Below are 26765 nucleotides of genomic sequence, written 5' to 3'. Positions count from 1 at the left end.
GCTGAGTGGGAAGCGAAAATCATCGAACTGGCTGGCTACCTGGATTCTTACATCCCAGAACCAGAGCGTGCGATTGACAAGCCATTCCTGCTGCCAATCGAAGACGTATTCTCCATCTCCGGTCGTGGTACCGTTGTTACCGGTCGTGTAGAGCGCGGTATCATCAAAGTTGGTGAAGAAGTTGAAATCGTTGGTATCAAAGAGACTGCGAAGTCTACCTGTACTGGCGTTGAAATGTTCCGCAAACTGCTGGACGAAGGCCGTGCTGGTGAGAACGTTGGTGTTCTGCTGCGTGGTATCAAACGTGAAGAAATCGAACGTGGTCAGGTTCTGGCGAAGCCAGGCTCAATCAAGCCACACACCAAGTTCGAATCTGAAGTGTACATCCTGTCCAAAGACGAAGGCGGCCGTCATACTCCGTTCTTCAAAGGCTACCGTCCACAGTTCTACTTCCGTACTACTGACGTGACCGGTACCATCGAACTGCCAGAAGGCGTAGAGATGGTAATGCCAGGCGACAACATCAAGATGGTTGTGACTCTGATCCACCCAATCGCGATGGACGACGGTCTGCGTTTCGCAATCCGTGAAGGCGGCCGTACCGTTGGCGCGGGCGTTGTTGCTAAAGTTCTGGGCTAATTAATTATCCCTGAATAAAAAAAGGACGCTTCGGCGTCCTTTTTTGTTTTCCACTGTAGAGTCATTGTCATAAAAATTCGCATTTTTTGTCCGCTCCCGCCCCGTATTCCGGCGCTTGTGCTATTGTAATCATAACCATTCTCACTTACACTTTGCGCATATTTTGAACGGGAGTCTTTATGTACGTTTGTTTATGTAATGGTGTAAGCGACAAAAAAATACGTCAGGCCGTTCGCCAGTTTCAGCCACAGTCATTCCAGCAGCTTCGCAAGTTTGTTCCAGTGGGAAATCAATGCGGTAAATGCGTTCGCGCAGCGCGTGAGATTATGCAGGACGAATTGATGCAGATCCCGGAATTCAAAGAGATCGCGTAAGCGCCCATCTTTTTTTTGACATCCCTGTAGCCCGTTCTACGCTTCAATGAGTGGAAGCGGAGGGACTATATAATGAAAGGTGATGTTAAAATCATAAGTTATCTCAATAAATTATTGGGAAATGAGCTTGTCGCAATCAACCAGTACTTTCTTCACGCGAGAATGTTTAAAAACTGGGGCCTTACACGTCTCAATGACGTTGAGTACCATGAATCTATAGATGAGATGAAACACGCTGATAAATATATCGAGCGTATTTTATTCCTTGAAGGCATTCCTAACCTGCAGGATCTCGGCAAGCTGGGCATCGGTGAAGATGTCGAGGAGATGCTGCGTTCTGACCTCAGGCTTGAACTTGAAGGCGCGAAAGACCTTCGTGAAGCCATTGCCTATGCGGACAGCGTTCATGACTATGTGAGCCGCGATATGATGATCCAGATCCTCGCAGATGAAGAAGGCCATATCGACTGGCTGGAAACCGAACTGGATCTCATTAGTAAAATTGGCCTTCAGAACTACCTACAGTCTCAGATTAAAGTGGAAAATTAATTAGATTTTCCCATCCAACGCATAAACCCGCTGCTGCCAGAAATGGCCCAAAAGGCAGTGGGTTTTTTAATGCTCCTTTATCTGAGGTGAGAAACGAAAAAACAAGAATGCAAAGCAGCGCCATAAGCGCGGCGAGTAACGCCAGCGTAGGCAGTATGCACCAGCCATGCCACGCGCCAAGTGTTGCCAGATACTTCACATCGCCATACCCCATTCCTTCACGCCGGCAGATAAGCCGATAGCCCCAGTAAATCAAGGCAAAGCCAAGGTATCCAGCCACCGCCCCCATAACTGCAGCTGGCAGAAAATCAGGATGGATAAAGAGTTGGTAGAGCAGGCCCGTCCAGAGCAGCGGGCAAAGAAACTTATCGGGCAGCAAACCGTCGCGAATATCAGCGCGTACGAGTAGGGCCGTCAGAAAAAAATAGATCATCAGGAAGGGGAGGGTGGTTAGCATGGAAAAGGTCTCAAAAGGTTTTGAGCGCATACTCGTTACAATCTGCCTGTCCGGCAATGCACAAAAACAGCAATTGCGTAGCAGCTTCAAATAAAGAATTCAGAAAGGATATACGGCGTAAAAAGTTGCGCAGCCCTACGCATACTGAGCCTTTGACGCTTAATTTCTAAACGGTACTTGCGTCTTTCTCTGATTTACGTATAATGCGCGGGCTTGTCGTAATTGACGGCGGGTTCAATCAGAACCAGAGTAGCTCATTTTGTTACTCAACAATGCTCCCAATTGGGGAGCTACGTAAGAACGGTTACACTCTCCCATCAATCGTAATGGGTTTGAGGAGTAATCATTTTCGTTTATAAAATAATTGGAGCTCTGGTCTCATGCAGAACCAAAGAATCCGTATCCGCCTTAAAGCGTTTGATCATCGTCTGATCGATCAATCAACCGCGGAAATCGTCGAGACTGCTAAGCGCACTGGTGCGCAAGTCCGTGGTCCGATCCCGCTGCCGACCCGCAAAGAGCGCTTCACCGTTCTGATCTCCCCGCACGTCAACAAAGACGCGCGCGATCAGTACGAAATCCGCACTCACAAGCGTCTGGTTGACATCGTTGAGCCAACTGAGAAAACCGTTGATGCTCTGATGCGTCTGGATCTGGCTGCCGGTGTAGACGTGCAGATCAGCCTGGGTTAATCAGGTCATCGAGCGATTGAGAGGTTGAAACAATGATTGGTTTAGTCGGTAAAAAAGTGGGTATGACCCGCATCTTCACTGAAGATGGCGTTTCTATCCCAGTAACCGTAATCGAAGTTGAAGCAAACCGCGTTACTCAGGTTAAAGATCTGGCTAACGATGGCTACCGCGCTATTCAGGTTACCACTGGTGCTAAAAAAGCTAACCGTGTAACCAAACCAGAAGCGGGTCACTTCGCTAAAGCTGGCGTAGAAGCTGGCCGTGGTCTGTGGGAATTCCGTCTTGCTGAAGGCGAAGAGTTCACCGTAGGTCAGGACATTAGCGTTGAGCTGTTTGCTGACGTTAAAAAAGTTGACGTAACCGGTACCTCTAAAGGTAAAGGTTTTGCTGGTACCGTTAAGCGCTGGAACTTCCGTACCCAGGACGCTACTCACGGTAACTCCTTGTCTCACCGCGTTCCGGGTTCTATCGGTCAGAACCAGACTCCGGGCAAAGTGTTCAAAGGCAAGAAAATGGCAGGTCAGCTGGGTAACGAACGTGTAACCGTTCAGAGCCTGGACGTAGTACGTGTTGACGCTGAGCGCAACCTGCTGCTGGTTAAAGGTGCGGTCCCGGGTGCAACCGGTAGCGACCTGATCGTTAAACCAGCTGTGAAGGCGTAAGGGGATAGCAATGGAATTAGTATTGAAAGACGCGCAGAGCGCGCTGACTGTTTCCGAAACTACCTTCGGTCGTGATTTCAACGAAGCGCTGGTTCACCAGGTTGTTGTTGCTTATGCAGCTGGTGCTCGTCAGGGTACTCGTGCTCAGAAGACTCGTGCTGAAGTAACTGGTTCTGGCAAAAAGCCATGGCGCCAGAAAGGTACCGGCCGTGCGCGTTCAGGTTCTATCAAGAGCCCGATCTGGCGTTCAGGTGGCGTGACCTTCGCTGCGCGTCCACAGGACCACAGTCAAAAAGTTAACAAAAAGATGTACCGCGGCGCGCTGAAAAGCATCCTGTCCGAACTGGTACGTCAGGATCGTCTGATCGTTGTCGAGAAGTTCTCTGTTGAAGCGCCTAAAACTAAGCTGCTGGCACAGAAACTGAAAGACATGGCTCTGGAAGATGTGCTGATCATCACCGGTGAGCTGGACGAGAACCTGTTCCTGGCCGCACGTAACCTGCACAAGGTTGACGTACGCGATGCGACTGGTATCGACCCGGTTAGCCTGATCGCCTTCGACAAAGTCGTAATGACTGCTGATGCTGTTAAGCAAGTTGAGGAGATGCTGGCATGATTCGTGAAGAACGTCTGCTGAAGGTGCTTCGCGCACCGCACGTTTCTGAAAAAGCGTCTACTGCGATGGAAAAAACAAACACCATCGTTCTCAAAGTTGCTAAAGACGCGACCAAAGCAGAGATCAAAGCTGCTGTGCAGAAACTGTTTGAAGTCGAAGTCGAAGTCGTTAACACCCTGGTAGTTAAAGGGAAAGTTAAACGTCACGGACAGCGTATCGGTCGTCGTAGCGACTGGAAAAAAGCTTACGTCACCCTGAAAGAAGGCCAGAACCTGGACTTCGTTGGCGGCGCTGAGTAAGTCGGAGGAGTAATACAATGGCAGTTGTTAAATGTAAACCGACATCTCCGGGTCGTCGCCACGTAGTTAAAGTGGTTAACCCTGAGCTGCACAAGGGCAAACCTTTTGCTCCGTTGCTGGAAAAAAACAGCAAATCCGGTGGTCGTAACAACAATGGCCGTATCACCACTCGTCACATCGGTGGTGGCCACAAGCAGGCTTATCGTATTGTTGACTTCAAACGCAACAAAGACGGTATCCCAGCAGTTGTTGAACGTCTTGAGTACGATCCGAACCGTTCCGCGAACATCGCGCTGGTTCTGTACAAAGACGGCGAACGCCGTTACATCCTGGCCCCTAAAGGCCTGAAAGCTGGCGACCAGATTCAGTCTGGCGTTGATGCTGCAATCAAAGCAGGCAACACCCTGCCGATGCGCAATATCCCGGTTGGTTCTACCGTTCATAACGTAGAAATGAAACCAGGTAAAGGCGGTCAGCTGGCGCGTTCCGCTGGTACTTACGTTCAGATCGTTGCGCGTGACGGTGCTTATGTCACCCTGCGTCTGCGTTCTGGTGAAATGCGTAAAGTCGAAGCAGACTGCCGCGCTACTCTGGGCGAAGTTGGCAATGCTGAGCATATGCTGCGCGTTCTGGGTAAAGCTGGTGCTGCACGCTGGCGTGGTGTTCGTCCTACCGTTCGCGGTACTGCGATGAACCCAGTCGACCACCCACATGGTGGTGGTGAAGGTCGTAACTTTGGTAAGCACCCGGTAACTCCGTGGGGCGTTCAGACCAAAGGTAAGAAGACCCGCAGCAACAAGCGTACTGATAAATTTATCGTACGTCGCCGTAGCAAATAATTTTAGAGGATAAGCCATGCCACGTTCTCTCAAGAAAGGTCCTTTTATTGACCTGCACTTGCTGAAGAAGGTAGAGAAAGCGGTGGAAAGCGGAGACAAGAAGCCCCTGCGCACTTGGTCCCGTCGTTCAACGATCTTTCCTAACATGATCGGTTTGACCATCGCTGTCCATAATGGTCGTCAGCACGTTCCAGTCTTTGTTACCGACGAAATGGTTGGTCACAAACTGGGTGAATTCGCACCGACTCGTACTTATCGCGGCCACGCTGCTGATAAAAAAGCGAAGAAGAAATAAGGTAGGAGGAAGAGATGGAAACTTTAGCTCAACATCGCCATGCTCGTTCTTCTGCACAGAAGGTTCGCCTTGTTGCTGACCTGATTCGCGGTAAGAAAGTGTCGCAGGCCCTGGACATCCTGACCTATACCAACAAGAAAGCTGCGGTATTGGTCAAGAAAGTACTGGAATCTGCCATTGCTAACGCTGAACACAACGATGGCGCTGACATCGACGATCTGAAAGTCGCGAAAATTTTCGTAGATGAAGGCCCAAGCATGAAGCGCATTATGCCGCGTGCGAAAGGTCGTGCAGATCGCATCCTGAAGCGCACCAGCCACATTACTGTGGTTGTGTCCGATCGCTGAGACTCTGGAGACTAGCAATGGGTCAGAAAGTACATCCTAATGGTATTCGCCTGGGTATTGTAAAACCATGGAACTCTACCTGGTTTGCGAACACCAAAGAATTCGCTGACAACCTGGACAGCGATTTTAAAGTACGTCAGTACCTGACTAAGGAACTGGCTAAAGCGTCTGTATCTCGTATCGTTATCGAGCGTCCAGCCAAGAGCATCCGTGTGACCATTCACACTGCTCGTCCTGGCATCGTTATCGGTAAGAAAGGCGAAGACGTAGAAAAACTGCGCAAGGTCGTAGCGGATATCGCTGGCGTTCCTGCACAGATCAATATCGCTGAAGTTCGTAAGCCTGAACTGGACGCTAAATTGGTTGCTGACAGCATCACTTCTCAGCTGGAACGTCGTGTTATGTTCCGTCGTGCTATGAAGCGTGCTGTACAGAACGCAATGCGTCTGGGCGCTAAAGGTATCAAAGTTGAAGTTAGCGGCCGTCTGGGCGGCGCGGAAATCGCACGTACCGAATGGTACCGTGAAGGTCGCGTACCGCTGCACACTCTGCGTGCTGACATCGACTACAACACCTCTGAAGCGCACACCACTTACGGTGTAATCGGCGTTAAGGTATGGATCTTCAAAGGTGAGATCCTGGGTGGTATGGCTGCTGTTGAACAACCGGAAAAACCGGCTGCTCAACCTAAAAAGCAGCAGCGTAAAGGCCGTAAATAAGGAGCGTCGCTGATGTTACAACCAAAGCGTACAAAATTCCGTAAAGTGCACAAAGGCCGCAACCGTGGTCTGGCGCAGGGTACGGATGTTAGCTTCGGCACTTTCGGTCTGAAAGCTGTTGGCCGTGGTCGTCTGACTGCACGTCAGATCGAAGCAGCACGTCGTGCAATGACCCGTGCAGTTAAGCGTCAAGGTAAGATCTGGATCCGTGTATTCCCGGACAAACCGATCACCGAGAAGCCACTGGAAGTTCGTATGGGTAAAGGTAAAGGTAACGTGGAGTACTGGGTTGCCTTGATCCAACCGGGCAAAGTCCTTTATGAAATGGACGGTGTTCCGGAAGAGCTGGCCCGTGAAGCCTTCGGCCTGGCAGCAGCGAAACTGCCTATCAAAACCACCTTTGTAACTAAGACGGTGATGTAATGAAAGCAAAAGAGCTGCGTGAAAAAAGCGTTGAAGAGCTGAACGCTGAGCTGCTGAACCTGCTGCGTGAGCAGTTCAACCTGCGTATGCAGGCTGCAAGTGGCCAGCTGCAACAGACTCACCTGCTGAAGCAAGTGCGTCGCAATGTTGCACGCGTTAAGACTTTACTGACTCAGAAGGCGGGTGCGTAATGACCGATAAAATCCGTACTCTGCAAGGTCGTGTTGTTAGCGACAAAATGGAGAAATCCATTGTTGTAGCTATCGAACGTATTGTGAAACACCCGATCTACGGTAAATTCATCAAGCGTACGACCAAACTGCACGTACATGACGAGAACAACGAATGTGGTATCGGCGACAAGGTTGAAATCCGTGAATGCCGTCCACTGTCCAAGACTAAGTCCTGGACGCTGGTTCGCGTTGTAGAGAAAGCGGTTCTGTAATACAGTACGCCTTCTCAATACGAATAAACGGCTCAGCGATGAGCCGTTTATTTTTTCTACCCATATTGCAGAAGCGGTGTTATAATGCCGCGCCCTCGATATGGGGCTTTTTAACGGCTCTGATTTTAGAGTCTCAGGTAGTAGTTGACATTAGCGGAGCACTAAAATGATCCAAGAACAGACTATGCTGAACGTCGCCGACAACTCCGGTGCACGTCGCGTAATGTGTATCAAGGTTCTGGGTGGCTCGCACCGTCGCTACGCAGGCGTAGGCGACATCATCAAGATCACCATCAAGGAAGCAATTCCACGTGGTAAGGTCAAAAAAGGTGATGTGCTGAAGGCGGTAGTGGTGCGCACCAAGAAGGGTGTTCGTCGCCCTGACGGTTCTGTCATTCGCTTCGATGGTAATGCATGCGTTATTTTAAACAATAACAGCGAGCAGCCTATCGGCACGCGTATCTTTGGGCCGGTAACTCGTGAACTTCGTACTGAGAAGTTCATGAAAATTATCTCTCTGGCACCAGAAGTACTCTAAGGAGCGAATCATGGCAGCGAAAATCCGTCGTGATGACGAAGTTATCGTGTTAACCGGTAAAGATAAAGGTAAACGCGGTAAAGTAAAAAATGTTCTGTCTTCCGGCAAACTTGTCGTTGAAGGTATCAACCTGGTTAAGAAACATCAGAAGCCGGTTCCGGCCCTGAACCAACCAGGCGGCATCGTTGAAAAAGAAGCTGCTATTCAAGTTTCTAACGTTGCAATCTTCAATGCGGCTACCGGCAAGGCTGACCGTGTAGGCTTTAGATTCGAAGACGGCAAAAAAGTCCGTTTCTTCAAGTCTAACAGCGAAACTATCAAGTAATTTGGAGTAGTACGATGGCGAAACTGCATGATTACTACAAAGACGAAGTAGTTAAGAAACTCATGACCGAGTTTAACTACAATTCTGTCATGCAAGTCCCTCGGGTCGAGAAGATCACCCTGAACATGGGTGTTGGTGAAGCGATCGCTGACAAGAAACTGCTGGATAACGCAGCAGCTGATCTGACAGCAATCTCCGGTCAAAAACCGCTGATCACCAAAGCACGCAAATCTGTTGCAGGCTTCAAAATCCGTCAGGGCTATCCGATCGGCTGTAAAGTAACTCTGCGTGGCGAACGCATGTGGGAGTTCTTTGAGCGCCTGATCACTATTGCTGTTCCACGTATCCGTGACTTCCGTGGCCTGTCCGCGAAGTCTTTCGACGGTCGTGGTAACTACAGCATGGGTGTCCGTGAGCAGATCATCTTCCCAGAAATCGACTACGATAAAGTCGACCGCGTGCGTGGTTTGGATATTACCATTACCACTACTGCGAAATCTGACGAAGAAGGCCGTGCTCTGCTGGCTGCCTTTGACTTCCCGTTCCGCAAGTAAGGTAGGGTTACTGAATGGCTAAGCAATCAATGAAAGCACGCGAAGTAAAGCGCGTAGCTTTAGCTGATAAATTCTTCGCTAAACGCGCTGAACTGAAAGCGATCATTTCTGATGTGAACGCTTCCGACGAAGATCGTTGGAATGCGGTTCTCAAGCTGCAGTCTCTGCCGCGTGATTCCAGCCCGTCTCGTCAGCGTAACCGCTGTCGTCAAACAGGTCGTCCACATGGTTATGTGGGCAAGTTTGGGTTGAGCCGTATCAAACTGCGTGAAGCCGCCATGCGCGGTGAAGTGCCAGGCTTGAAAAAGGCTAGCTGGTAATTACCAATTGAATCACGGGAGTAAAGACAGATGAGCATGCAAGATCCGATCGCGGATATGCTGACCCGTATCCGTAACGGTCAGGCCGCGAACAAAGTTGCGGTCACCATGCCTTCCGCCAAGCTGAAAGTGGCAATTGCCAACGTGCTGAAGGAAGAAGGTTTTATCGAAGATTTTAAAGTTGAAGGCGACACCAAGCCGGAACTGGAACTTACTCTCAAGTATTTCCAGGGTAAAGCTGTTGTAGAAAGCATTCAGCGTGTCAGCCGCCCAGGTCTGCGCATCTATAAGAAAAAAGATGAGCTGCCAAAAGTTATGGCTGGCCTTGGTATCGCAGTTGTTTCTACCTCTAAAGGTGTTATGACTGATCGTGCAGCGCGCCAGGCTGGTCTTGGTGGCGAAATTATCTGCTACGTAGCCTAATCGGAGGAAAGAATGTCTCGTGTTGCTAAAGCACCGGTCGTTATTCCTGCCGGCGTTGATGTAAAAATCGACGGTCAGGTTATTACGATCAAAGGTAAAAACGGCGAGCTGACTCGTACCCTCAACAAAGCTGTTGAAGTTAAACATGCAGATAACGCTCTGACCTTCGGTCCACGTGATGGTTTCGTGGATGGATGGGCTCAGGCTGGTACCGCGCGTGCCCTGCTGAACTCAATGGTTGTTGGTGTTACCGAAGGCTTCACTAAAAAGCTTCAGCTGGTTGGTGTAGGTTATCGTGCAGCTATCAAAGGGAATGCAGTAGGCCTGTCTCTGGGCTTCTCACACCCTGTTGAGCATCCGCTGCCGGCCGGTATCACTGCAGAATGTCCGACTCAAACTGAAATCGTGCTGAAAGGCGCTGATAAACAGCTGATCGGTCAGGTTGCAGCAGATCTGCGCGCCTACCGTCGTCCTGAGCCTTACAAAGGCAAGGGTGTTCGTTACGCCGACGAAGTCGTGCGTACCAAAGAGGCTAAGAAGAAGTAAGGTAACACTATGGATAAGAAATCTGCTCGTATCCGTCGTGCGACCCGCGCACGCCGCAAGCTCAAAGAGCTGGGTGCAACTCGCCTGGTGGTACATCGTACCCCGCGTCATATTTACGCACAGGTAATTGCACCGAACGGTTCTGAAGTTCTGGTAGCTGCTTCTACTGTAGAAAAAGCTATCTCAGAACAATTGAAGTACACCGGTAACAAAGACGCCGCTGCAGCTGTAGGTAAAGCTGTTGCAGAACGCGCTCTGGAAAAAGGCATCAGCAATGTTTCCTTTGACCGTTCCGGGTTCCAATATCATGGTCGTGTCCAGGCACTGGCAGATGCTGCCCGTGAAGCTGGCCTTCAGTTCTAAGGTAGAGGTGTAAGATGGCTCACATCGAAAAACAGGCTGGCGAACTGCAGGAAAAGCTGATCGCGGTAAACCGCGTATCTAAAACCGTTAAAGGTGGTCGTATTTTCTCCTTCACAGCTCTGACTGTAGTAGGCGATGGTAACGGTCGCGTTGGTTTTGGTTACGGTAAAGCGCGTGAAGTTCCAGCAGCGATCCAGAAAGCGATGGAAAAAGCCCGTCGCAATATGATTAACGTCGCGCTGAACAACGGCACCCTGCAGCACCCAGTTAAAGGTGTTCACACGGGTTCTCGTGTATTCATGCAGCCAGCTTCAGAAGGTACCGGTATCATCGCCGGTGGTGCAATGCGCGCCGTTCTGGAAGTTGCTGGGGTTCATAACGTACTGGCTAAAGCATATGGTTCCACCAACCCGATCAACGTGGTTCGTGCAACTATTGATGGCCTGGAAAATATGAATTCTCCAGAAATGGTCGCTGCCAAGCGTGGTAAATCCGTTGAAGAAATTCTGGGGTAATTGACCATGGCAAAGACTATTAAAATCACTCAAACCCGCAGTGCAATCGGTCGTCTGCCGAAACACAAGGCAACGCTGCTTGGCCTGGGTCTGCGTCGTATTGGTCATACCGTTGAGCGCGAGGATACTCCTGCTGTTCGTGGTATGGTCAACGCGGTTTACTTCATGGTTAAAGTTGAGGAGTAAGAGATGCGTTTAAATACTCTGTCTCCGGCCGAAGGCTCTAAAAAGGCGGGTAAACGCCTGGGTCGTGGTATCGGTTCTGGCCTCGGCAAAACCGGTGGTCGTGGTCACAAAGGTCAGAACTCTCGTTCTGGCGGTGGCGTACGTCGCGGTTTCGAGGGTGGCCAGATGCCACTGTACCGTCGTCTGCCGAAGTTCGGCTTCACCTCTCGCAAAGCAGCGATCACAGCGGAAATCCGTCTGTCTGACCTGGCGAAAGTTGAAGGCGGCGTTGTAGACCTGAACACGCTGAAAGCGGCTAACATTATCGGTATTCAGATCGAGTTCGCGAAAGTGATCCTGTCTGGTGAAGTTTCTACTCCGGTAACTGTTCGTGGCCTGCGTGTTACTAAAGGTGCTCGTGCTGCTATCGAAGCTGCTGGCGGTAAAATTGAGGAATAAGTAGCAGATGGCTAAGCAACCGGGATTAGATTTTCAAAGTGCCAAAGGTGGATTTGGCGAGCTGAAACGCAGACTGCTGTTTGTTATCGGCGCGCTGATTGTGTTCCGTATTGGCTCTTTTATTCCGATCCCTGGTATCGATGCCGCTGTACTTGCCAAACTGCTTGAGCAACAGCGAGGCACCATCATTGAAATGTTCAACATGTTCTCTGGTGGTGCTCTCAGCCGTGCTTCTATCTTTGCGCTGGGTATTATGCCGTACATTTCGGCCTCTATTATTATCCAGCTGCTGACGGTCGTTCATCCGGCCCTGGCAGAGCTGAAGAAAGAAGGGGAGTCTGGACGTCGTAAGATTAGTCAGTACACCCGTTACGGTACTCTGGTGCTGGCAATATTCCAGTCGATCGGTATTGCTACCGGTCTGCCGAATATGCCTGGTATGCAGGGCCTGGTATTAAACCCAGGCTTTGCATTCTATTTCACCGCTGTTGTTAGTCTGGTCACAGGGACGATGTTCCTGATGTGGCTCGGCGAACAGATTACTGAGCGTGGTATCGGTAACGGTATCTCAATCATTATCTTCGCCGGTATCGTTGCGGGACTCCCGCCGGCCATCGCCCATACTATCGAGCAAGCTCGTCAAGGCGACCTGCACTTCCTCCTGTTGCTGTTGGTTGCAGTATTAGTATTTGCAGTGACGTTCTTTGTTGTCTTCGTTGAACGTGGTCAACGCCGCATTGTGGTGAACTACGCTAAGCGTCAGCAGGGTCGTCGTGTCTATGCTGCACAGAGCACACATTTACCGCTGAAAGTGAATATGGCGGGGGTTATCCCGGCTATCTTCGCTTCCAGTATTATTCTGTTCCCGGCTACCATCGCGTCATGGTTCGGGGGCGGTACTGGTTGGAACTGGCTGACAACAATTTCGCTGTATTTGCAGCCTGGGCAACCACTTTATGTGTTACTCTATGCGTCTGCGATCATCTTCTTCTGTTTCTTCTACACGGCGTTGGTCTTCAACCCGCGTGAAACAGCAGATAACCTGAAGAAGTCCGGTGCATTTGTACCAGGAATTCGTCCGGGAGAGCAAACGGCGAAGTATATCGATAAAGTAATGACCCGCCTGACTTTGGTCGGTGCGCTTTATATTACTTTTATCTGCCTGATCCCGGAGTTCATGCGTGATGCAATGAAAGTACCGTTCTACTTCGGTGGGACCTCACTGCTTATCGTTGTTGTCGTGATTATGGACTTTATGGCTCAAGTGCAAACTCTGATGATGTCCAGTCAGTATGAGTCTGCATTGAAGAAGGCGAACCTGAAAGGCTACGGCCGCTAATTGGTCGCCTGAGAAGTTACGGAGAGTAAAAATGAAAGTTCGTGCTTCCGTCAAGAAATTATGCCGTAACTGCAAAATCGTTAAGCGTGATGGTGTCATCCGTGTGATTTGCAGTGCCGAGCCGAAGCATAAACAGCGCCAAGGCTGATTATTTCGCATATTTTTCTTGCAAAGTTGGGTTGAGCTGGCTAGATTAGCCAGCCAATCTTTTGTATGTCTGTACGTTTCCATTTGAGTATCCTGAAAACGGGCTTTTCAGCATGGTGCGTACATATTAAATAGTAGGAGTGCATAGTGGCCCGTATAGCAGGCATTAACATTCCTGATCAGAAACATGCTGTGATCGCATTAACTTCGATCTACGGCATCGGCAAGACCCGTTCTAAAGCCATCCTGGCTGCAGCGGGTATCGCTGAAGATGTTAAGATCAGTGAGCTGTCTGAAGGACAAATCGACACGCTGCGTGACGAAGTTGCCAAATTTGTCGTTGAAGGTGATCTGCGCCGTGAAATCAGCATGAGCATCAAGCGCCTGATGGATCTTGGTTGCTATCGCGGTTTGCGTCATCGTCGTGGTCTGCCAGTGCGCGGTCAGCGTACTAAGACCAACGCACGTACCCGTAAGGGTCCGCGCAAACCGATCAAGAAATAATCGGGGTGATTGAATAATGGCAAAGGCACCAGTTCGTGCACGTAAACGTGTAAGAAAACAAGTCTCTGACGGCGTGGCTCATATCCATGCTTCTTTCAACAACACCATCGTTACTATTACTGATCGTCAGGGTAACGCATTGGGTTGGGCAACAGCCGGTGGTTCCGGTTTCCGTGGTTCTCGCAAATCCACTCCGTTCGCAGCTCAGGTTGCAGCAGAGCGTTGCGCTGAAGCCGTAAAAGAATACGGCATCAAGAATCTGGAAGTTATGGTTAAAGGTCCGGGTCCGGGTCGTGAATCTACTGTTCGCGCTCTGAACGCCGCTGGTTTCCGCATCACGAATATTACTGATGTGACTCCGATCCCTCATAACGGTTGTCGTCCGCCGAAAAAACGTCGCGTATAACGCTCGTTTTTTAGGTTAGTTGGAGATAGAAAATGGCAAGATATTTGGGTCCTAAGCTCAAGCTGAGCCGTCGTGAGGGCACCGACTTATTCCTTAAGTCTGGCGTTCGCGCGATCGATACCAAGTGTAAAATTGAACAAGCTCCTGGCCAGCACGGTGCGCGTAAACCGCGTCTGTCTGACTATGGTGTGCAGTTGCGTGAAAAGCAAAAAGTTCGCCGTATGTACGGTGTGCTGGAGCGTCAGTTCCGTAACTACTATAAAGAAGCAGCACGTCTGAAAGGCAACACAGGTGAAAACCTGCTGGCTCTGCTGGAAGGTCGTCTGGACAACGTTGTATACCGTATGGGCTTCGGCGCTACTCGTGCTGAATCACGTCAGCTGGTTAGCCACAAAGCAATCATGGTAAACGGTCGTGTTGTTAACATCGCTTCTTATCAGGTTAAAGCGAATGACGTTGTTAGCATTCGTGAGAAAGCGAAAAAGCAATCTCGCGTGAAGGCCGCTCTGGAGCTGGCTGAGCAGCGTGAAAAGCCAACCTGGCTGGAAGTTGATGCTGGCAAGATGGAAGGTACGTTCAAGCGTCAGCCTGAGCGTTCTGATCTGTCTGCGGACATTAACGAACACCTGATCGTCGAGCTTTACTCCAAGTAAAGCTTAGTACCAAAGAGAGGACACAATGCAGGGTTCTGTGACAGAGTTTCTAAAACCGCGCCTGGTAGATATCGAGCAAGTGAGTTCGACGCACGCCAAGGTGACCCTTGAGCCTTTAGAGCGTGGCTTTGGCCATACTCTGGGTAACGCACTGCGCCGTATTCTGCTCTCATCGATGCCGGGTTGCGCGGTGACCGAGGTTGAGATTGATGGTGTACTTCATGAGTACAGCACCAAAGAAGGCGTTCAGGAAGATATCCTTGAAATCCTGCTCAACCTGAAAGGGCTGGCGGTGAGAGTTCAGGGTAAAGATGAAGTTATTCTTACTCTGAATAAATCTGGCATTGGCCCTGTGACTGCAGCCGACATCACCCACGACGGTGATGTTGAAATCGTCAAGCCGCAGCACGTGATCTGCCACCTGACCGATGAGAACGCAGCTATTAGCATGCGTATCAAAGTTCAGCGCGGTCGTGGTTATGTGCCGGCTTCTGCCCGAATTCATTCGGAAGAAGATGAGCGCCCAATCGGCCGTCTGCTGGTCGACGCATGCTACAGCCCTGTAGAGCGTATTGCCTACAATGTTGAAGCAGCGCGTGTAGAACAGCGTACCGACCTGGACAAGCTGGTCATCGAAATGGAAACCAACGGCACAATCGATCCTGAAGAGGCGATTCGTCGTGCGGCAACCATCCTGGCAGAACAACTGGAAGCTTTCGTTGACTTACGTGATGTACGTCAGCCAGAAGTGAAAGAAGAGAAACCAGAATTCGATCCGATCCTGCTGCGCCCTGTTGACGATCTCGAATTGACTGTCCGCTCTGCTAACTGCCTCAAGGCAGAAGCTATCCACTATATCGGTGATCTGGTACAGCGTACCGAGGTTGAGTTGCTGAAAACGCCGAACCTGGGTAAAAAATCTCTTACCGAGATTAAAGACGTGCTGGCTTCACGTGGTCTGTCTCTGGGCATGCGCCTGGAAAACTGGCCACCGGCAAGCATTGCTGACGAGTAACCGGATCACAGGTTAAGGTTTTACTGAGAAGGATAAGGTCATGCGCCATCGTAAGAGTGGTCGTCAACTGAACCGCAACAGCAGCCATCGCCAGGCTATGTTCCGCAACATGGCAGGTTCACTGGTTCGTCATGAAATCATCAAGACGACCCTGCCTAAAGCGAAAGAGCTGCGTCGCGTAGTTGAGCCGCTGATTACTCTTGCCAAGACTGACAGCGTTGCTAATCGTCGTCTGGCATTCGCCCGTACTCGTGATAACGAGATCGTGGCAAAACTGTTTAACGAACTGGGCCCGCGTTTCGCGAGCCGTGCCGGTGGTTACACTCGCATTCTGAAGTGTGGTTTCCGTGCAGGCGACAACGCGCCGATGGCTTACATCGAGCTGGTTGATCGTTCAGAGAAAGCAGAAGCTGCTGCAGAGTAATCTGCAGTAACGTAAAAAAACCCGCTTCGGCGGGTTTTTTTATATCCGCAGTATCCCCACTTCTCTACAATGCCTGTATCAATTTTGTTCATCCCCTGGAGCTGATGATGTGGTTGCTTGACCAGTGGGCAGAACGCCATATTCGCGATGCCCAAAATAAAGGCGATTTCGACAATCTTCCCGGAAGCGGTGAACCTCTTGAACTGGAAGATGATTCGCATATTGCGCCTGAACTCCGGGCTGGATACCGTTTACTAAAAAATGCCGGCTGCCTTCCTCCTGAGCTTGAGCAGCGCAGAGAGGCTGTTGAACTTGTCGATCTGCTAAAAGGGATCCGTCAGGACGATCCTCGACATAAAGAACTTAGCCGCAGGCTTGCCCTGATCGAGCTCAAGCTGCGCCAGGCAGGAATGAGCACGGAATTCCTGCATGGGGAATATGGTGAAATATTGATGAAAAAGATAAACGAGGAGTAGCGATGTACCGTATCGGTGAACTTGCAAAGCTCGCGAACGTAACGCCGGACACTATCCGATATTACGAAAAGCAACAGATGATTGACCATGAAGTACGCACGGAAGGCGGCTTTCGGCTTTATACCGATAACGACCTGCAGCGTCTGAGATTCATACGCTACGCCCGACAGCTTGGCTTCACGCTGGATTCGATCCGCGAGTTATTATCGATCCGCATCGATCCTGCGCATCACACCTGTCAGGAATCTAAAAGCATCGTGCAGGCCCGGCTGGATGAAGTTGAAGCGCGCATTCAGGAACTGCAAACCATGCAGCGCTCTTTGCAAAGACTGAATGATGCCTGCTGCGGAACGGCCCATAGCAGTATTTATTGTTCAATTCTGGAAGCCCTTGAACAGGGAGCCAGTGGAGAAACTCGGGGATGTTGATTTTTAATCTACCCGGGTCTAGACTTCCGTCGTCATAAACCATGCTCAGGAGAAACAATGAGCCGCTATCAGCACACGAAGGGACAAATTAAAGACAATGCCATCGAGGCTTTACTTCACGACCCGCTTTTTCGACAGCGCGTTGAAAAGAATAAAAAAGGGAAGGGAAGTTATCTGCGCAAAGATAAGCATGCAAAACGGGGTAACTGGGAGGCCAGTGGCAAGCAAGCGAATCGCTTATTTACCACTGGCCTTCCGGCTTTTGGTTACTGATTAAACGCGGTTGTTCTGCTCTTTTAACAGGTCGCGGATTTCCGTCAGCAATACTTCTTCTTTCGTTGGTGCTGCTGGTGCGGCCGCGGGCTCTTCTTTTTTACGGTTGAGCCGGTTGATCAGCTTGATAGCCATAAAGATAGCAAATGCCACAATCACGAAATCAAATACGTTCTGGATAAACACGCCGTAGTGCATTACCACTGCCGGGATATCACCCTGTGCTTCACGCAGCGTGAACGCGAACTGTTTGAAATCAATGCCCCCGATTAGCAGCCCTAAAGGTGGCATGATGATGTCCGCAACTAATGATGAAACAATCTTGCCGAATGCCGCACCAATAATGACACCCACCGCCAAATCAACCACGTTCCCGCGCATCGCAAATTCGCGAAATTCTTTAATAAAACTCATTATGTTCTCCTTGTGCCAGCTGACGACTATAAGTTTAACAAATGATTAGCCAATTGCCATTCGGGATAATTAAACGTTATGAAAATAAAAGGCACAGAAATAAAGAGGGTAAAGTGCGGGTGCTCTATTGTGAGCACCCGACATATTAAAGGAAGAATGGACTAGGCTGGAATAAACGTTCGACGTCGGTAATAAATTTTTTATCGGTAAGGAACATAATTACGTGATCGCCTTGCTCGATACGTAAATTATCATTGGCGATCATGACATCATTTCCACGCACGACGGCGCCAATAATTGTACCCGGTGGCAGTTTAATTTCGTCGATGGCGCGGCCCACAACGCGGGAGGTGGTTTCATCTCCATGAGCCACTGCTTCAATCGCTTCTGCCACACCGCGGCGGAGCGATGAAACGCCGACAATGTCCGCTTTACGTACATGGCTCAGCAGAGCGGAAATGGTCGCCTGCTGCGGTGAAATGGCAATATCAATCACGCTGCCCTGAACCAGGTCGACATACGCCTTGCGCTGGATAAGTACCATGACCTTCTTTGCTCCCATACGTTTGGCGAGCATGGCGGACATAATATTCGCTTCGTCATCGTTGGTGACGGCAATAAAGAGATCAACTTGATCAATATGCTCTTCGGCCAGTAATTCCTGATCCGACGCGTCGCCATAAAATACGATCGTATTTTGCAGTTTTTCCGCAAGCTCGGAAGCACGCTGTTGATCGCGCTCGATCAATTTCACGCTGTAGTCTTTTTCCAGTCTTCGCGCCAGGCCCGCGCCGATATTGCCTCCGCCGACCAGCATAATGCGTTTATAAGGCTTTTCGAGACGCTGTAATTCGCTCATCACGGCACGAATATGCTGAGAGGCCGCAATAAAGAAGACCTCATCGCCTGCTTCGACAATGGTGGAGCCCTGCGGGCGAATAGGCCTGTCGTGGCGGAAAATGGCGGCGACGCGCGTGTCAATGTGAGGCATGTGCTCGCGCATGGTGGACAACGCGTTGCCGATCAACGGGCCGCCGTAATAGGCCTTAACGACGGCAAGACTGACCTTACCTTCGGCAAAGTTCACCACCTGCAGTGCACCTGGATATTCGATCAGACGATAGATATTGTCGATAACCAGCTGTTCCGGTGCGATAAGATGGTCAATGGGAACCGCTTCTGAATTAAACAGTTTTTCTGCATCGCGAACGTAGTCCGGAGAGCGGATGCGCGCGATTCGGTTTGGCGTGTTGAAAAGCGAGTAGGCCACCTGACAGGCCACCATATTGGTTTCGTCAGAACTGGTCACCGCAACGAGCATGTCTGCATCGTCGGCGCCCGCCTCGCGGAGTACGCGCGGGTGTGAGCCATGACCCTGCACAACGCGAAGGTCAAATTTGTCCTGTAAAACGCGCAGACGATCGCCGTTGGTATCAACGATTGTAATGTCGTTGTTTTCGCCTACCAGGTTTTCCGCCAGCGTTCCGCCCACTTGTCCTGCGCCCAGAATGATAATCTTCATATCTCGTGACCTGTTCTCAACATCACTCTTTGATTAGCTTAGCGTAAAAGAAGCCATCGCCTTCTTCCGCGCCCGGCAGGTTTTGCTGACCCGGGCATTCAGGCGTTCCCGTATCGCGCAGCGTAGCGCCCGGGGTACGTTTAAGGAAGGCCACGATTTGCTGGCTGTTTTCTTCTGGCAGTACGGAGCAGGTTGCATAAACCAGCGTACCGCCGGGTTTAAGATGTGGCCAGATTGCGTCAAGTATGTCCGATTGCAGTTGGGCAAGCTCCTTGATATCGCGATCGCGGCGCAGCCACTTAATATCCGGATGGCGACGAATCACGCCTGTTGCAGAGCAGGGAGCATCCAGCAAAATACGGTCGAACTGGGTTTCACCACACCATTCTGCAGGTTTGCGTCCATCGCCCTGTTTAACCTGAGCCTTCATTCCAAGACGTTTAAGGTTGTCGTAGACGCGTGAAAGACGCTGCTCATCGACATCCACGGCCATTACGCTGGCCTGCGGAGCCACTTCAAGAATGTGCGTTGTTTTTCCGCCAGGCGCGGCGCAAAGATCGAGGATCTGTTCCCCGTTTTTCGGTTCAAGCCAGGTCATGCAGCCCTGAGCCGAGGCATCCTGCACGGTTACCCAGCCTTCATCAAAACCAGGTAAAGCATGTACCGGTGCAGGGGAGGCTAAACGCACGGCATCCGGATAGGCTGCATGCGTGAATCCACTCATTCCGGCTTCTTCCAGCAATGCCAGCCATGCGTCACGGGTGTGGTGATTACGATTGACGCGTAACCACATCGGTGGGCGTTGATTATTGGCTTCGGCAATGTCCTGCCACTGCTGCGGATACGCTTTTTTAAGGCGATTCAGCAGCCAGTCCGGGTGCAGAAAACGTGTTTCGCTTTGTGCAAATTCAGCCAGAAGCTCGTCCTGCTGACGCTGGAACTGACGCAGCACGCCGTTGATCAGGCCTTTCAGCTGAGGGCGTTTAATCGCAACGGCACCTTCCACCGTTTCAGCCAGCGCGGCATGAGGTGGAATGCGGGTATGAAGAAGCTGATAAAACCCCACCATAATTAAATAATGTACGGTACGCTGTTTGCCTGTCATTGGGCGCGACATCAGCTTATTAATGAGCCACTCAAGCTGAGAAAGGGTGCGCAGGACGCCAAAGCAGAGTTCCTGGAGCAGGGCTTTGTCTTTATCAGATACTTTTTGTTGCAGGGGAGGCAGGACGTTACTCAATGACTGGCCCTGCTCGATAACCTGCTCAACGGCCTGGGCCGCCATACTGCGTAGATTTTGTTTTTTCATAACCGTAAAAATAAAAATGCCCGGAAACACCGGGCCTTAAGCATATATTGGGTCAGGCAAGACGATTACCCGGTATAAACCATTCGCGACGGGAATTTAATAGATCCTGAGCGCTCATGGCTTTCTTACCGGCCGGTTGCAGCGATTCAAGATTCAGGATCCCTTCTGCTGTCGCAACCTGAATACCGTTCTTGCTGGCGTTGATAATCGTGCCGGGTTCTGCAGCTGTATTGCCATTAATGACTGACGCTTTCCAGACTTTCACTGGCTGCTCATCAATCTCTATCCAGCTCATCGGCCACGGATTAAAAGCGCGGATGCAGCGTTCAAGTTGAGCGGCAGACAAGGACCAGTCGAGCCGGGCTTCTTCTTTACTCAGTTTTTCAGCATACGTCACCAGCGCCTCATCCTGAACTTCAGGTTTTGCCGTATTGTCAGCAAGCTGCTGCAGCGTCTCTATAAGCCCTTGTGGACCGAGGCCTGCAAGTTTGTCATACAGCGTAGCGCTGGTATCTTCTGCAGTAATAGGGCACGCCAGTTTATGCAGCATGTCGCCAGTGTCTAAACCTACGTCCATCTTCATGATTGTGACGCCGGTTTCAGCATCCCCCGCCCACAGGGAGCGCTGGATAGGTGCCGCACCACGCCAGCGCGGGAGCAAGGAGCCATGCACGTTGATACAACCCAGACGAGGCATATCAAGCACCGCTTTTGGCAGAATTAAACCGTAAGCCACCACAACCATTACGTCGGCATTCAGGTCAGTGACCAGCTGCTGATTTTCCTGAGGGCGTAAGGATGCGGGCTGGAAAACAGGAAGCCCATGCTCTTCTGCCAGCACCTTTACCGGGCTCGGCATCAGTTTTTTACCGCGACCAGCCGGACGGTCCGGCTGGGTAAAGACGCCAACAACCTGGTGACCAGAAGATAACAGCGCGTCAAGATGACGCGCTGCAAAATCAGGGGTTCCCGCGAAGATAATACGTAGTGTTTTAGACACGATGATCCTTGTATCCGGGGGGACGTTATGCGCGAGAGCGCAGGCGATCCAGTTTCTCTACTTTTTGACGAATACGCTGCTGTTTCAGCGGCGAGAGGTAATCGATAAACAGCTTACCGACCAGGTGATCCATCTCATGCTGAATGCAAATTGCCAGCAGGTCGTCTGCTTCCAGTTCGAACGGATTACCGTCACGATCCAGGGCGCGGATTTTCACTTTTTCGGCACGTGGCACCAAAGCGCGCTGTTCCGGAATAGAAAGACAGCCTTCCTCAATGCCCGTTTCACCGCTCTTTTCAAGCAGCTCAGGGTTGATCAGCACCAGACGCTCATCGCGATTCTCAGAAACGTCGATCACGATAATACGCTTGTGAATGTCTACCTGCGTCGCCGCCAGGCCAATGCCTTCTTCGGCGTACATGGTATCGAACATATCATCAACGATACGCTGGATTTCTGCATTCACTTCTTTGACCGGTTCAGCGACGATGCGAAGGCGCTCGTCCGGAATATGTAACACTTGCAAAACTGCCATAAATTTCCAGAGTCGTGTTCAGGAGTTGATAAGAATATTACTTCTATTCTAGACAAATCCCGGGTCGATTGACAGCATCAGTGACCAATCGCAATGATTGCGCAGGCCGCTTATGGCAGGGGGAAAGGATGACGTCTATCGAGATATGGCTGCGGCTAATACACACAGGTTCACTATGTGGCGATGGAATGCTGGAAGCGGCGGCACGGCTGCACAAGCAAAAAAATATCGATGCTTCCGCTGTCAGAGACGCTGGGCTGTCAGCAAAACAGGCTGAACGGTTCTTTGCCCCAGATGAAGGTGAGCTGGAGCGTAGTCTGGTGTGGCTTGAGCAGCCGGGAAATCATTTATTGACGGCAAACCATTCACTTTATCCTCCTTTACTTCGAGCAATTCCTGATTATCCCGGTGCATTATTCGTAAAAGGTAACCCTGAAACGCTTAATGCTGTCCAGCTGGCGGTCGTGGGTAGCCGTGCGCCGTCATGGTATGGAGAGCGATGGGGAAAAATGCTGTGCGAACAACTTTCGCAATGTGGTTTCACGATCACCAGCGGGCTGGCCTGCGGTATCGACGGTGTTGCCCATAGCGCAGCGCTGTCAGCAAAAGGGCGTAGCGTGGCCGTGCTGGGGAACGGCCTGTTTAGCATTTATCCCCGTCGGCATCAGGCGCTGGCTATGCGGCTTATCGAAGCTGACGGGGCGATAGTGTCTGAATTCCCTCTTTCGGCGCAGCCCTGGCCGGCAAACTTTCCGCGTCGTAATCGAATCATCAGCGGGCTTAGCCAGGGAGTATTGGTCGTTGAAGCGGCAGTGCGAAGCGGTTCGCTGGTTACGGCACGATGCGCGCTCGATCAGGGGAGGGAGGTTTTCGCCTTACCCGGCCCGATTGGTAACCCGGGGTGCGAAGGACCACACTGGCTGATAAAGCAGGGTGCGACGCCGGTAACAGAAGTGCGGGACATTCTTGAAAATTTGCAATATGGCTTGCAATGTCTGCAGGAAGATCCCGAAAAGCGACATTATTCATCAGATCAGGGAAAGGTGGCATTGCCATTTCCCAAGCTCCTGGCTAACGTAGGAGATGAGGTAACACCTGTTGACGTTGTCGCTGAACGTGCCGGCCAACCTGTGCCAGTAACGGTAGCACAGCTACTCGAACTGGAGTTAGCAGGGTGGATCGCAGCTGTACCCGGCGGCTATGTCCGATTAAGGAGGGCATGCCATGTTCGACGTACTGATGTATTTGTTTGAGACTTACATCCATAACGAAGCAGAAATGCGAGTGGATCAGGACAAATTGACACAGGATCTTACCGATGCGGGGTTTGAGCGGGAAGATATCTATAATGCGTTGATGTGGCTGGAAAAACTGGCTGATTATCAGGAAGGCCTCGCCGAACCGATGCAGCTTGCTTCTGACCCGTTGTCAGTACGCATTTATACCGCTGAAGAGTGTGAAAGGCTGGACGCCAGCTGCCGGGGATTCATCTTATTCCTTGAGCAGATTCAGGTGCTAAACCTCGAAACGAGAGAAATGGTGATAGAGCGCGTCATGGCGCTGGATACGGCAGAATTTGAACTGGACGATCTCAAATGGGTGATTCTGATGGTTCTGTTTAATATCCCGGGCTGTGAAAATGCCTATCAGCAAATGGAAGAATTACTCTTTGAAGTGAATGAAGGTATGCTGCACTAATTCATTGTGCAGCACCAAGAGTTGTTATGGCCAAATCAGCACTATTCACGGTGCATAAAAATGAGCCCTGCCCGCGGTGCGGGGCAGAGCTTGTTATTCGGTCCGGGAAACACGGCCCGTTTCTCGGTTGTTCACACTATCCGGAATGTGATTATGTCCGTCCTCTGAAAAGCCAGGCGGATGGACATATCGTCAAAATTCTGGAAGGACAGCTATGTCCTCTTTGTAGTGGTGAATTAGCGCTACGTCAGGGCCGTTTCGGTATGTTTATTGGCTGTAGCCGTTATCCAGAATGTGAGCATACGGAACAAATTGATAAGCCTGATGAAACGGCTATTGCGTGTCCTCAGTGTCAGCGCGGCCAGCTGGTACAGCGCCGTTCCCGTTATGGTAAGACCTTCCATTCCTGCGATCGCTATCCTGAATGCCAGTTCGTTATCAATTTCAAACCGGTAGCGGGCGTCTGCACTCATTGCAACTATCCGCTACTTATCGAGAAGAAAACGGCGCAGGGTCTGAAACGCTTCTGCGCCAGCAAACAATGTGGAAAGCCGGTTACGGCGGATCAAAATAGTGAATAATAACCTGCCATCAGGCTCCATTGCTTATGCAGTGAACGTCCTGAAAAACGAAGAAGTCATCGCCTATCCCACTGAAGCTGTTTTTGGGGTCGGTTGCGATCCTGACAGCGAGACGGCTGTCAGCCGCCTGCTTGCCCTAAAACAAAGGCCCGTCGAGAAAGGGTTGATTTTGATAGCTGCGAGTTACGAGCAGCTTAAGCCCTACATCGATGATTCTATGCTGTCGCCGGCGCAGCGCGAGACTATTTTCTCCGCATGGCCCGGACCGGTGACCTTTGTTTTCCCGGCGCAGCCGACAACACCGCGCTGGTTGACCGGACGCTTTGATTCCCTCGCCGTTCGCGTCACCGATCATCCGCTGGTGGTTGAGCTTTGCCAGGCATTTGGTAAACCGCTGGTCTCAACCAGCGCCAACCTGACCGGATTGCCACCTTGTCGCACAACTGAAGAAGTGCTGGCACAGTTCGGGAATGACTTCCCGGTTGCTGTTGGAGAGACGGGAGGGCGCCTGAATCCGTCTGAAATTCGCGACGCTTTGACCGGCGAACGTTTTCGACAGGGGTAATCTCATGGAAACCTATGCTGTTTTTGGTAATCCGATTGCGCACAGCAAATCACCGCTGATCCATCAGCAATTTGCGGAGCAGCTGCAGATAAACCATCCCTATGGCCGCGTACTGGCACCGGTGGATGCATTTATTCCAACGCTGGAGGCTTTTTTCGCCGCGGGTGGCAAAGGTGCGAATGTGACGGTTCCTTTTAAAGAGGAAGCCTTCGAACGTGCTGATGAACTGACCGAGCGCGCTTCTCTTGCTGGTGCAGTAAATACCCTGAAACGGCTTGAGGATGGACGCCTTCTGGGCGACAACACCGACGGAATAGGTTTGCTGAGCGATCTGGAACGACTGTCGTTTATTAAACCTGGGTTCCGGGTCCTGCTGATTGGTGCGGGTGGCGCATCGCGGGGAGTACTGTTGCCTCTGCTTTCCCTGGACTGTGCGGTGACCATTACCAACCGAACCTTTTCCCGGGCAGAAGCGCTGGCGGCGTTGTTTGCGCATACCGGCAGCGTAAGTGCGGCAGCGCCTGGCGATCTTGCGGGGCGTGAATTTGATCTGGTTATCAATGCCACCTCCAGCGGCATTAATGGAGAGATCCCGGCAATCCCCGCCTCTCTGGTCAGCCCTCATATGTACTTTTATGACATGTTTTATCAGAAAGGGAAGACACCTTTCCTGAACTGGTGCGAACAACATGGCGCGAAACAGCTAGCCGATGGGCTAGGAATGCTGGTGGGTCAGGCCGCGCATGCGGTACTGCTCTGGCATGGCGTGTTGCCTGCAGTCGAGCCGGTCATTGATAAGTTAAAGCAGGATCTTTCGGCGTGAATCAGGCTATTCACTTCCCGGACAGAGAGTACTGGGATGAGAGTAAACAAGCGGTCTGTTTCCCGGTTCTGGTGCAGGGTATGCAATTGACCTGCGCCATTCATGGGGAAACGTTGCTGAGTCGCTTTGGCGGTTCAGATCCTATAGACATATTTTGCGAAAATCGCTGGGATCTGGAAGAGGAAGCCAGCGATTTGATTCGCGATCAGCAGGAAGACGATCAGGGCTGGGTTTGGTTGTCCTGATCTAAATAGTCATTCTTCCATTTCACGTAGTTGTTCGCTGAGTATTTCAATCCTTCGATCTCTGCCTCCTTCAGGGGGCGGATCTGTTTGACCGGACTTCCCAGATAGAGATAGCCACTCTCCAGACGTTTGTTCTGCGGAACCAGGCTACCGGCCCCAATCATTACGTCTTCTTCTACTATCACGCCATCCAGCAAAATCGATCCCATGCCAACAAGCACCCGATTACCGATAGTGCAGCCGTGAAGCATCACTTTATGTCCGACTGTGACATCTTCTCCAATGATGAGGGGATTGCCCTCCGGGTTATAGGAGGATTTGTGCGTAACATGCAGAACGCTGCCGTCCTGAATATTGGTACGGGCACCAATCGACACATAATTTACGTCTCCCCTGATCGCAACGAGCGGCCAGATGCTGACGTCATCGGCCATTCGGACATCACCAATAACCACGCTAGTGGCATCGATCATCACGCGATCGCCTTTTTGGGGAAACAGATCTTTATAAGGGCGTAATACTGCAGACATAACTACCTCTATAGATGAGCGCTATACGGAAGACTTGATCATATTATTGGATCGAGGCAAGGCAAAAAGCGTCAATATTTAATCAGATCGGGCGGGATTTCAGCGAAAAGCGCGGAAAATCAGCAGTCGGAAAAAAAGATCTAAAAAACACTTGTGCTAAAAAATGGGAGCCCTATAATGCGCCTCCATCGACACGGCGGATGTGAATCACTTCACAGTTAACCCGGTCGGTTGAAGAGAAAAAATCCTGAAATAACGGGTTGACTCTGAAAGAGGAAAGCGTAATATACGCCACCTCGCAACGGTGAGCGAAA

The 26765-nt window shown here is 50.9% G+C and carries 47 protein-coding genes; 40 read left to right on the top strand and 7 right to left on the bottom strand.

Annotation, left to right across the window (positions count from 1 at the left end):
• The 3 genes from OSH03_RS22065 to bfr form a co-directional block, all read left to right on the top strand.
• A partial coding sequence (locus OSH03_RS22065) for an EF-Tu C-terminal domain-related protein (RefSeq protein WP_266180083.1) occupies positions 1-639 on the top strand: 639 nt, incomplete at its 5' end.
• Between the two features lie 179 nt (positions 640-818).
• A complete protein-coding gene (gene bfd / locus OSH03_RS22060; RefSeq protein ID WP_003863268.1) occupies positions 819-1013 on the top strand; it encodes a bacterioferritin-associated ferredoxin in 195 nt (64 codons plus the stop codon).
• A gap of 72 nt (positions 1014-1085) precedes the next feature.
• Positions 1086-1562 (top strand): bacterioferritin, encoded by a 477-nt coding sequence (bfr, locus tag OSH03_RS22055; protein ID WP_028014636.1) that lies wholly within the window; start codon positions 1086-1088, stop codon positions 1560-1562.
• Here bfr and OSH03_RS22050 read toward each other — a convergent pair.
• Positions 1546-2019 carry a prepilin peptidase gene (locus tag OSH03_RS22050; protein WP_061099615.1) on the bottom strand — a complete coding sequence of 158 codons (474 nt, stop codon included), beginning with the start codon at positions 2017-2019 and terminating at the stop codon, positions 1546-1548. The genes bfr and OSH03_RS22050 overlap by 17 nt on opposite strands.
• A gap of 380 nt (positions 2020-2399) precedes the next feature.
• On the opposite strand from OSH03_RS22050, the gene rpsJ reads away from it, so the two are divergent.
• The 31 genes from rpsJ to OSH03_RS21895 all read left to right on the top strand — a co-directional run bounded on the left by rpsJ (position 2400) and on the right by OSH03_RS21895 (position 17229).
• Positions 2400-2711 (top strand): 30S ribosomal protein S10, encoded by a 312-nt coding sequence (gene rpsJ / locus OSH03_RS22045; protein WP_001181005.1) that lies wholly within the window; start codon positions 2400-2402, stop codon positions 2709-2711.
• A gap of 32 nt (positions 2712-2743) precedes the next feature.
• A complete protein-coding gene (rplC, locus tag OSH03_RS22040) occupies positions 2744-3373 on the top strand; it encodes a 50S ribosomal protein L3 (protein ID WP_003863274.1) in 630 nt (209 codons plus the stop codon).
• 10 nt (positions 3374-3383) lie between these two features.
• Entirely contained in the window at positions 3384-3989 is a 606-nt protein-coding gene (rplD, locus tag OSH03_RS22035) for a 50S ribosomal protein L4 (RefSeq protein ID WP_000424395.1), read from the top strand.
• A complete protein-coding gene (gene rplW, locus OSH03_RS22030) occupies positions 3986-4288 on the top strand; it encodes a 50S ribosomal protein L23 (protein ID WP_000617546.1) in 303 nt (100 codons plus the stop codon). Before rplD ends, rplW begins: the two co-directional genes overlap by 4 nt.
• Before the next feature lie 17 nt (positions 4289-4305).
• On the top strand, positions 4306-5127 hold the full coding sequence (gene rplB, locus OSH03_RS22025) for a 50S ribosomal protein L2 (protein ID WP_000301859.1): 822 nt from the start codon (positions 4306-4308) through the stop codon (positions 5125-5127).
• Between the two features lie 16 nt (positions 5128-5143).
• A complete protein-coding gene (gene rpsS / locus OSH03_RS22020; protein ID WP_001138117.1) occupies positions 5144-5422 on the top strand; it encodes a 30S ribosomal protein S19 in 279 nt (92 codons plus the stop codon).
• Positions 5423-5436: 14 nt separating this feature from the next.
• The gene (gene rplV, locus OSH03_RS22015; RefSeq protein WP_002919773.1) at positions 5437-5769 is read left to right on the top strand and encodes a 50S ribosomal protein L22; all 333 of its coding nucleotides are present in this window, start codon (positions 5437-5439) and stop codon (positions 5767-5769) included.
• A gap of 17 nt (positions 5770-5786) precedes the next feature.
• On the top strand, positions 5787-6488 hold the full coding sequence (gene rpsC / locus OSH03_RS22010; protein WP_000529945.1) for a 30S ribosomal protein S3: 702 nt from the start codon (positions 5787-5789) through the stop codon (positions 6486-6488).
• Between the two features lie 12 nt (positions 6489-6500).
• Positions 6501-6911, top strand: coding sequence for a 50S ribosomal protein L16 (rplP, locus tag OSH03_RS22005; RefSeq protein WP_002919759.1), 411 nt, complete (start codon positions 6501-6503; stop codon positions 6909-6911).
• Positions 6911-7102: a 50S ribosomal protein L29 gene (rpmC, locus tag OSH03_RS22000; protein WP_003863282.1), complete on the top strand. Its 192-nt coding sequence runs from the start codon at positions 6911-6913 to the stop codon at positions 7100-7102. Before rplP ends, rpmC begins: the two co-directional genes overlap by 1 nt.
• Complete coding sequence (gene rpsQ / locus OSH03_RS21995; protein WP_008503489.1) at positions 7102-7356, top strand: 30S ribosomal protein S17; 255 nt, start codon at positions 7102-7104, stop codon at positions 7354-7356. Before rpmC ends, rpsQ begins: the two co-directional genes overlap by 1 nt.
• Before the next feature lie 166 nt (positions 7357-7522).
• Positions 7523-7894 (top strand): 50S ribosomal protein L14, encoded by a 372-nt coding sequence (rplN, locus tag OSH03_RS21990; protein ID WP_002919748.1) that lies wholly within the window; start codon positions 7523-7525, stop codon positions 7892-7894.
• A gap of 10 nt (positions 7895-7904) precedes the next feature.
• On the top strand, positions 7905-8219 hold the full coding sequence (rplX, locus tag OSH03_RS21985) for a 50S ribosomal protein L24 (protein ID WP_003863287.1): 315 nt from the start codon (positions 7905-7907) through the stop codon (positions 8217-8219).
• 14 nt (positions 8220-8233) lie between these two features.
• Entirely contained in the window at positions 8234-8773 is a 540-nt protein-coding gene (gene rplE, locus OSH03_RS21980) for a 50S ribosomal protein L5 (RefSeq protein ID WP_001096202.1), read from the top strand.
• Between the two features lie 14 nt (positions 8774-8787).
• Complete coding sequence (gene rpsN, locus OSH03_RS21975) at positions 8788-9093, top strand: 30S ribosomal protein S14 (RefSeq protein ID WP_003863291.1); 306 nt, start codon at positions 8788-8790, stop codon at positions 9091-9093.
• A 30-nt stretch (positions 9094-9123) separates the two neighbouring features.
• Complete coding sequence (gene rpsH, locus OSH03_RS21970) at positions 9124-9516, top strand: 30S ribosomal protein S8 (RefSeq protein ID WP_006178918.1); 393 nt, start codon at positions 9124-9126, stop codon at positions 9514-9516.
• 12 nt (positions 9517-9528) lie between these two features.
• Positions 9529-10062 (top strand): 50S ribosomal protein L6, encoded by a 534-nt coding sequence (gene rplF / locus OSH03_RS21965; protein WP_003863296.1) that lies wholly within the window; start codon positions 9529-9531, stop codon positions 10060-10062.
• 9 nt (positions 10063-10071) lie between these two features.
• Positions 10072-10425 carry a 50S ribosomal protein L18 gene (rplR, locus tag OSH03_RS21960; protein ID WP_003863297.1) on the top strand — a complete coding sequence of 118 codons (354 nt, stop codon included), beginning with the start codon at positions 10072-10074 and terminating at the stop codon, positions 10423-10425.
• Positions 10426-10439: 14 nt separating this feature from the next.
• The gene (gene rpsE / locus OSH03_RS21955; protein WP_003863299.1) at positions 10440-10940 is read left to right on the top strand and encodes a 30S ribosomal protein S5; all 501 of its coding nucleotides are present in this window, start codon (positions 10440-10442) and stop codon (positions 10938-10940) included.
• Between the two features lie 6 nt (positions 10941-10946).
• Entirely contained in the window at positions 10947-11126 is a 180-nt protein-coding gene (rpmD, locus tag OSH03_RS21950; protein WP_003863301.1) for a 50S ribosomal protein L30, read from the top strand.
• A gap of 3 nt (positions 11127-11129) precedes the next feature.
• A complete protein-coding gene (rplO, locus tag OSH03_RS21945) occupies positions 11130-11564 on the top strand; it encodes a 50S ribosomal protein L15 (protein WP_014885468.1) in 435 nt (144 codons plus the stop codon).
• 7 nt (positions 11565-11571) lie between these two features.
• Entirely contained in the window at positions 11572-12903 is a 1332-nt protein-coding gene (secY, locus tag OSH03_RS21940; protein WP_003863305.1) for a preprotein translocase subunit SecY, read from the top strand.
• A gap of 31 nt (positions 12904-12934) precedes the next feature.
• Entirely contained in the window at positions 12935-13051 is a 117-nt protein-coding gene (gene rpmJ / locus OSH03_RS21935) for a 50S ribosomal protein L36 (protein WP_000868187.1), read from the top strand.
• A 146-nt stretch (positions 13052-13197) separates the two neighbouring features.
• On the top strand, positions 13198-13554 hold the full coding sequence (rpsM, locus tag OSH03_RS21930; RefSeq protein WP_013099021.1) for a 30S ribosomal protein S13: 357 nt from the start codon (positions 13198-13200) through the stop codon (positions 13552-13554).
• Between the two features lie 16 nt (positions 13555-13570).
• Positions 13571-13960 carry a 30S ribosomal protein S11 gene (gene rpsK / locus OSH03_RS21925; RefSeq protein WP_003863312.1) on the top strand — a complete coding sequence of 130 codons (390 nt, stop codon included), beginning with the start codon at positions 13571-13573 and terminating at the stop codon, positions 13958-13960.
• 32 nt (positions 13961-13992) lie between these two features.
• Complete coding sequence (gene rpsD, locus OSH03_RS21920) at positions 13993-14613, top strand: 30S ribosomal protein S4 (protein WP_004868345.1); 621 nt, start codon at positions 13993-13995, stop codon at positions 14611-14613.
• A 25-nt stretch (positions 14614-14638) separates the two neighbouring features.
• Entirely contained in the window at positions 14639-15628 is a 990-nt protein-coding gene (locus OSH03_RS21915) for a DNA-directed RNA polymerase subunit alpha (protein ID WP_002919219.1), read from the top strand.
• 40 nt (positions 15629-15668) lie between these two features.
• Positions 15669-16052 carry a 50S ribosomal protein L17 gene (gene rplQ, locus OSH03_RS21910; RefSeq protein WP_001216368.1) on the top strand — a complete coding sequence of 128 codons (384 nt, stop codon included), beginning with the start codon at positions 15669-15671 and terminating at the stop codon, positions 16050-16052.
• A 107-nt stretch (positions 16053-16159) separates the two neighbouring features.
• Positions 16160-16528 carry a DnaJ family domain-containing protein gene (locus tag OSH03_RS21905; protein WP_045630324.1) on the top strand — a complete coding sequence of 123 codons (369 nt, stop codon included), beginning with the start codon at positions 16160-16162 and terminating at the stop codon, positions 16526-16528.
• Between the two features lie 2 nt (positions 16529-16530).
• A complete protein-coding gene (gene zntR, locus OSH03_RS21900; protein WP_151413591.1) occupies positions 16531-16956 on the top strand; it encodes a Zn(2+)-responsive transcriptional regulator in 426 nt (141 codons plus the stop codon).
• A gap of 57 nt (positions 16957-17013) precedes the next feature.
• Positions 17014-17229, top strand: a complete 216-nt coding sequence (locus OSH03_RS21895) for an alternative ribosome-rescue factor A (RefSeq protein WP_151413590.1) — start codon at positions 17014-17016, stop codon at positions 17227-17229.
• Here the strand turns inward: OSH03_RS21895 and mscL are convergent, their stop codons facing one another.
• The 5 genes from mscL to def all read right to left on the bottom strand — a co-directional run bounded on the left by mscL (position 17230) and on the right by def (position 22009).
• The gene (gene mscL, locus OSH03_RS21890; protein WP_151413589.1) at positions 17230-17643 is read right to left on the bottom strand and encodes a large-conductance mechanosensitive channel protein MscL; all 414 of its coding nucleotides are present in this window, start codon (positions 17641-17643) and stop codon (positions 17230-17232) included.
• 145 nt (positions 17644-17788) lie between these two features.
• A complete protein-coding gene (gene trkA / locus OSH03_RS21885; protein WP_014885463.1) occupies positions 17789-19165 on the bottom strand; it encodes a Trk system potassium transporter TrkA in 1377 nt (458 codons plus the stop codon).
• A gap of 22 nt (positions 19166-19187) precedes the next feature.
• Positions 19188-20474: a 16S rRNA (cytosine(967)-C(5))-methyltransferase RsmB gene (gene rsmB / locus OSH03_RS21880; protein WP_151413588.1), complete on the bottom strand. Its 1287-nt coding sequence runs from the start codon at positions 20472-20474 to the stop codon at positions 19188-19190.
• A gap of 52 nt (positions 20475-20526) precedes the next feature.
• A complete protein-coding gene (fmt, locus tag OSH03_RS21875; protein ID WP_253543367.1) occupies positions 20527-21474 on the bottom strand; it encodes a methionyl-tRNA formyltransferase in 948 nt (315 codons plus the stop codon).
• Between the two features lie 25 nt (positions 21475-21499).
• On the bottom strand, positions 21500-22009 hold the full coding sequence (def, locus tag OSH03_RS21870; protein ID WP_006812188.1) for a peptide deformylase: 510 nt from the start codon (positions 22007-22009) through the stop codon (positions 21500-21502).
• Positions 22010-22137: 128 nt separating this feature from the next.
• Here def and dprA point away from each other — a divergent pair, with 128 nt between their 5' ends.
• Genes dprA through OSH03_RS21840 form a run of 6 tightly spaced genes read left to right on the top strand, consistent with a single transcriptional unit; the run spans position 22138 to position 25921 of the window.
• Positions 22138-23262: a DNA-protecting protein DprA gene (gene dprA, locus OSH03_RS21865; protein WP_266180082.1), complete on the top strand. Its 1125-nt coding sequence runs from the start codon at positions 22138-22140 to the stop codon at positions 23260-23262.
• Positions 23234-23707: a DUF494 family protein Smg gene (smg, locus tag OSH03_RS21860; protein ID WP_013099011.1), complete on the top strand. Its 474-nt coding sequence runs from the start codon at positions 23234-23236 to the stop codon at positions 23705-23707. The genes dprA and smg overlap by 29 nt, the downstream gene beginning before the upstream one ends.
• A gap of 26 nt (positions 23708-23733) precedes the next feature.
• A complete protein-coding gene (locus OSH03_RS21855; protein WP_266180081.1) occupies positions 23734-24288 on the top strand; it encodes a DNA topoisomerase family protein in 555 nt (184 codons plus the stop codon).
• A complete protein-coding gene (gene tsaC, locus OSH03_RS21850) occupies positions 24281-24853 on the top strand; it encodes an L-threonylcarbamoyladenylate synthase type 1 TsaC (RefSeq protein WP_266180080.1) in 573 nt (190 codons plus the stop codon). The genes OSH03_RS21855 and tsaC overlap by 8 nt, the downstream gene beginning before the upstream one ends.
• A gap of 4 nt (positions 24854-24857) precedes the next feature.
• Positions 24858-25676 (top strand): shikimate dehydrogenase, encoded by an 819-nt coding sequence (aroE, locus tag OSH03_RS21845; protein ID WP_266180079.1) that lies wholly within the window; start codon positions 24858-24860, stop codon positions 25674-25676.
• Positions 25673-25921 carry a DUF1488 family protein gene (locus tag OSH03_RS21840; protein ID WP_061096911.1) on the top strand — a complete coding sequence of 83 codons (249 nt, stop codon included), beginning with the start codon at positions 25673-25675 and terminating at the stop codon, positions 25919-25921. Before aroE ends, OSH03_RS21840 begins: the two co-directional genes overlap by 4 nt.
• Here OSH03_RS21840 and OSH03_RS21835 read toward each other — a convergent pair.
• The gene (locus OSH03_RS21835; RefSeq protein WP_028014623.1) at positions 25897-26451 is read right to left on the bottom strand and encodes a gamma carbonic anhydrase family protein; all 555 of its coding nucleotides are present in this window, start codon (positions 26449-26451) and stop codon (positions 25897-25899) included. The genes OSH03_RS21840 and OSH03_RS21835 overlap by 25 nt on opposite strands.
• Positions 26452-26765: the final 314 nt, after the last annotated feature.

This window comes from Enterobacter nematophilus (assembly GCF_026344075.1).
GTDB classification, from domain to species: domain Bacteria; phylum Pseudomonadota; class Gammaproteobacteria; order Enterobacterales; family Enterobacteriaceae; genus Enterobacter; species Enterobacter nematophilus.
The sequence above is the reverse complement of the archived record's forward strand: the minus strand, read 5'-3'. Positions and strand labels throughout refer to the sequence as shown.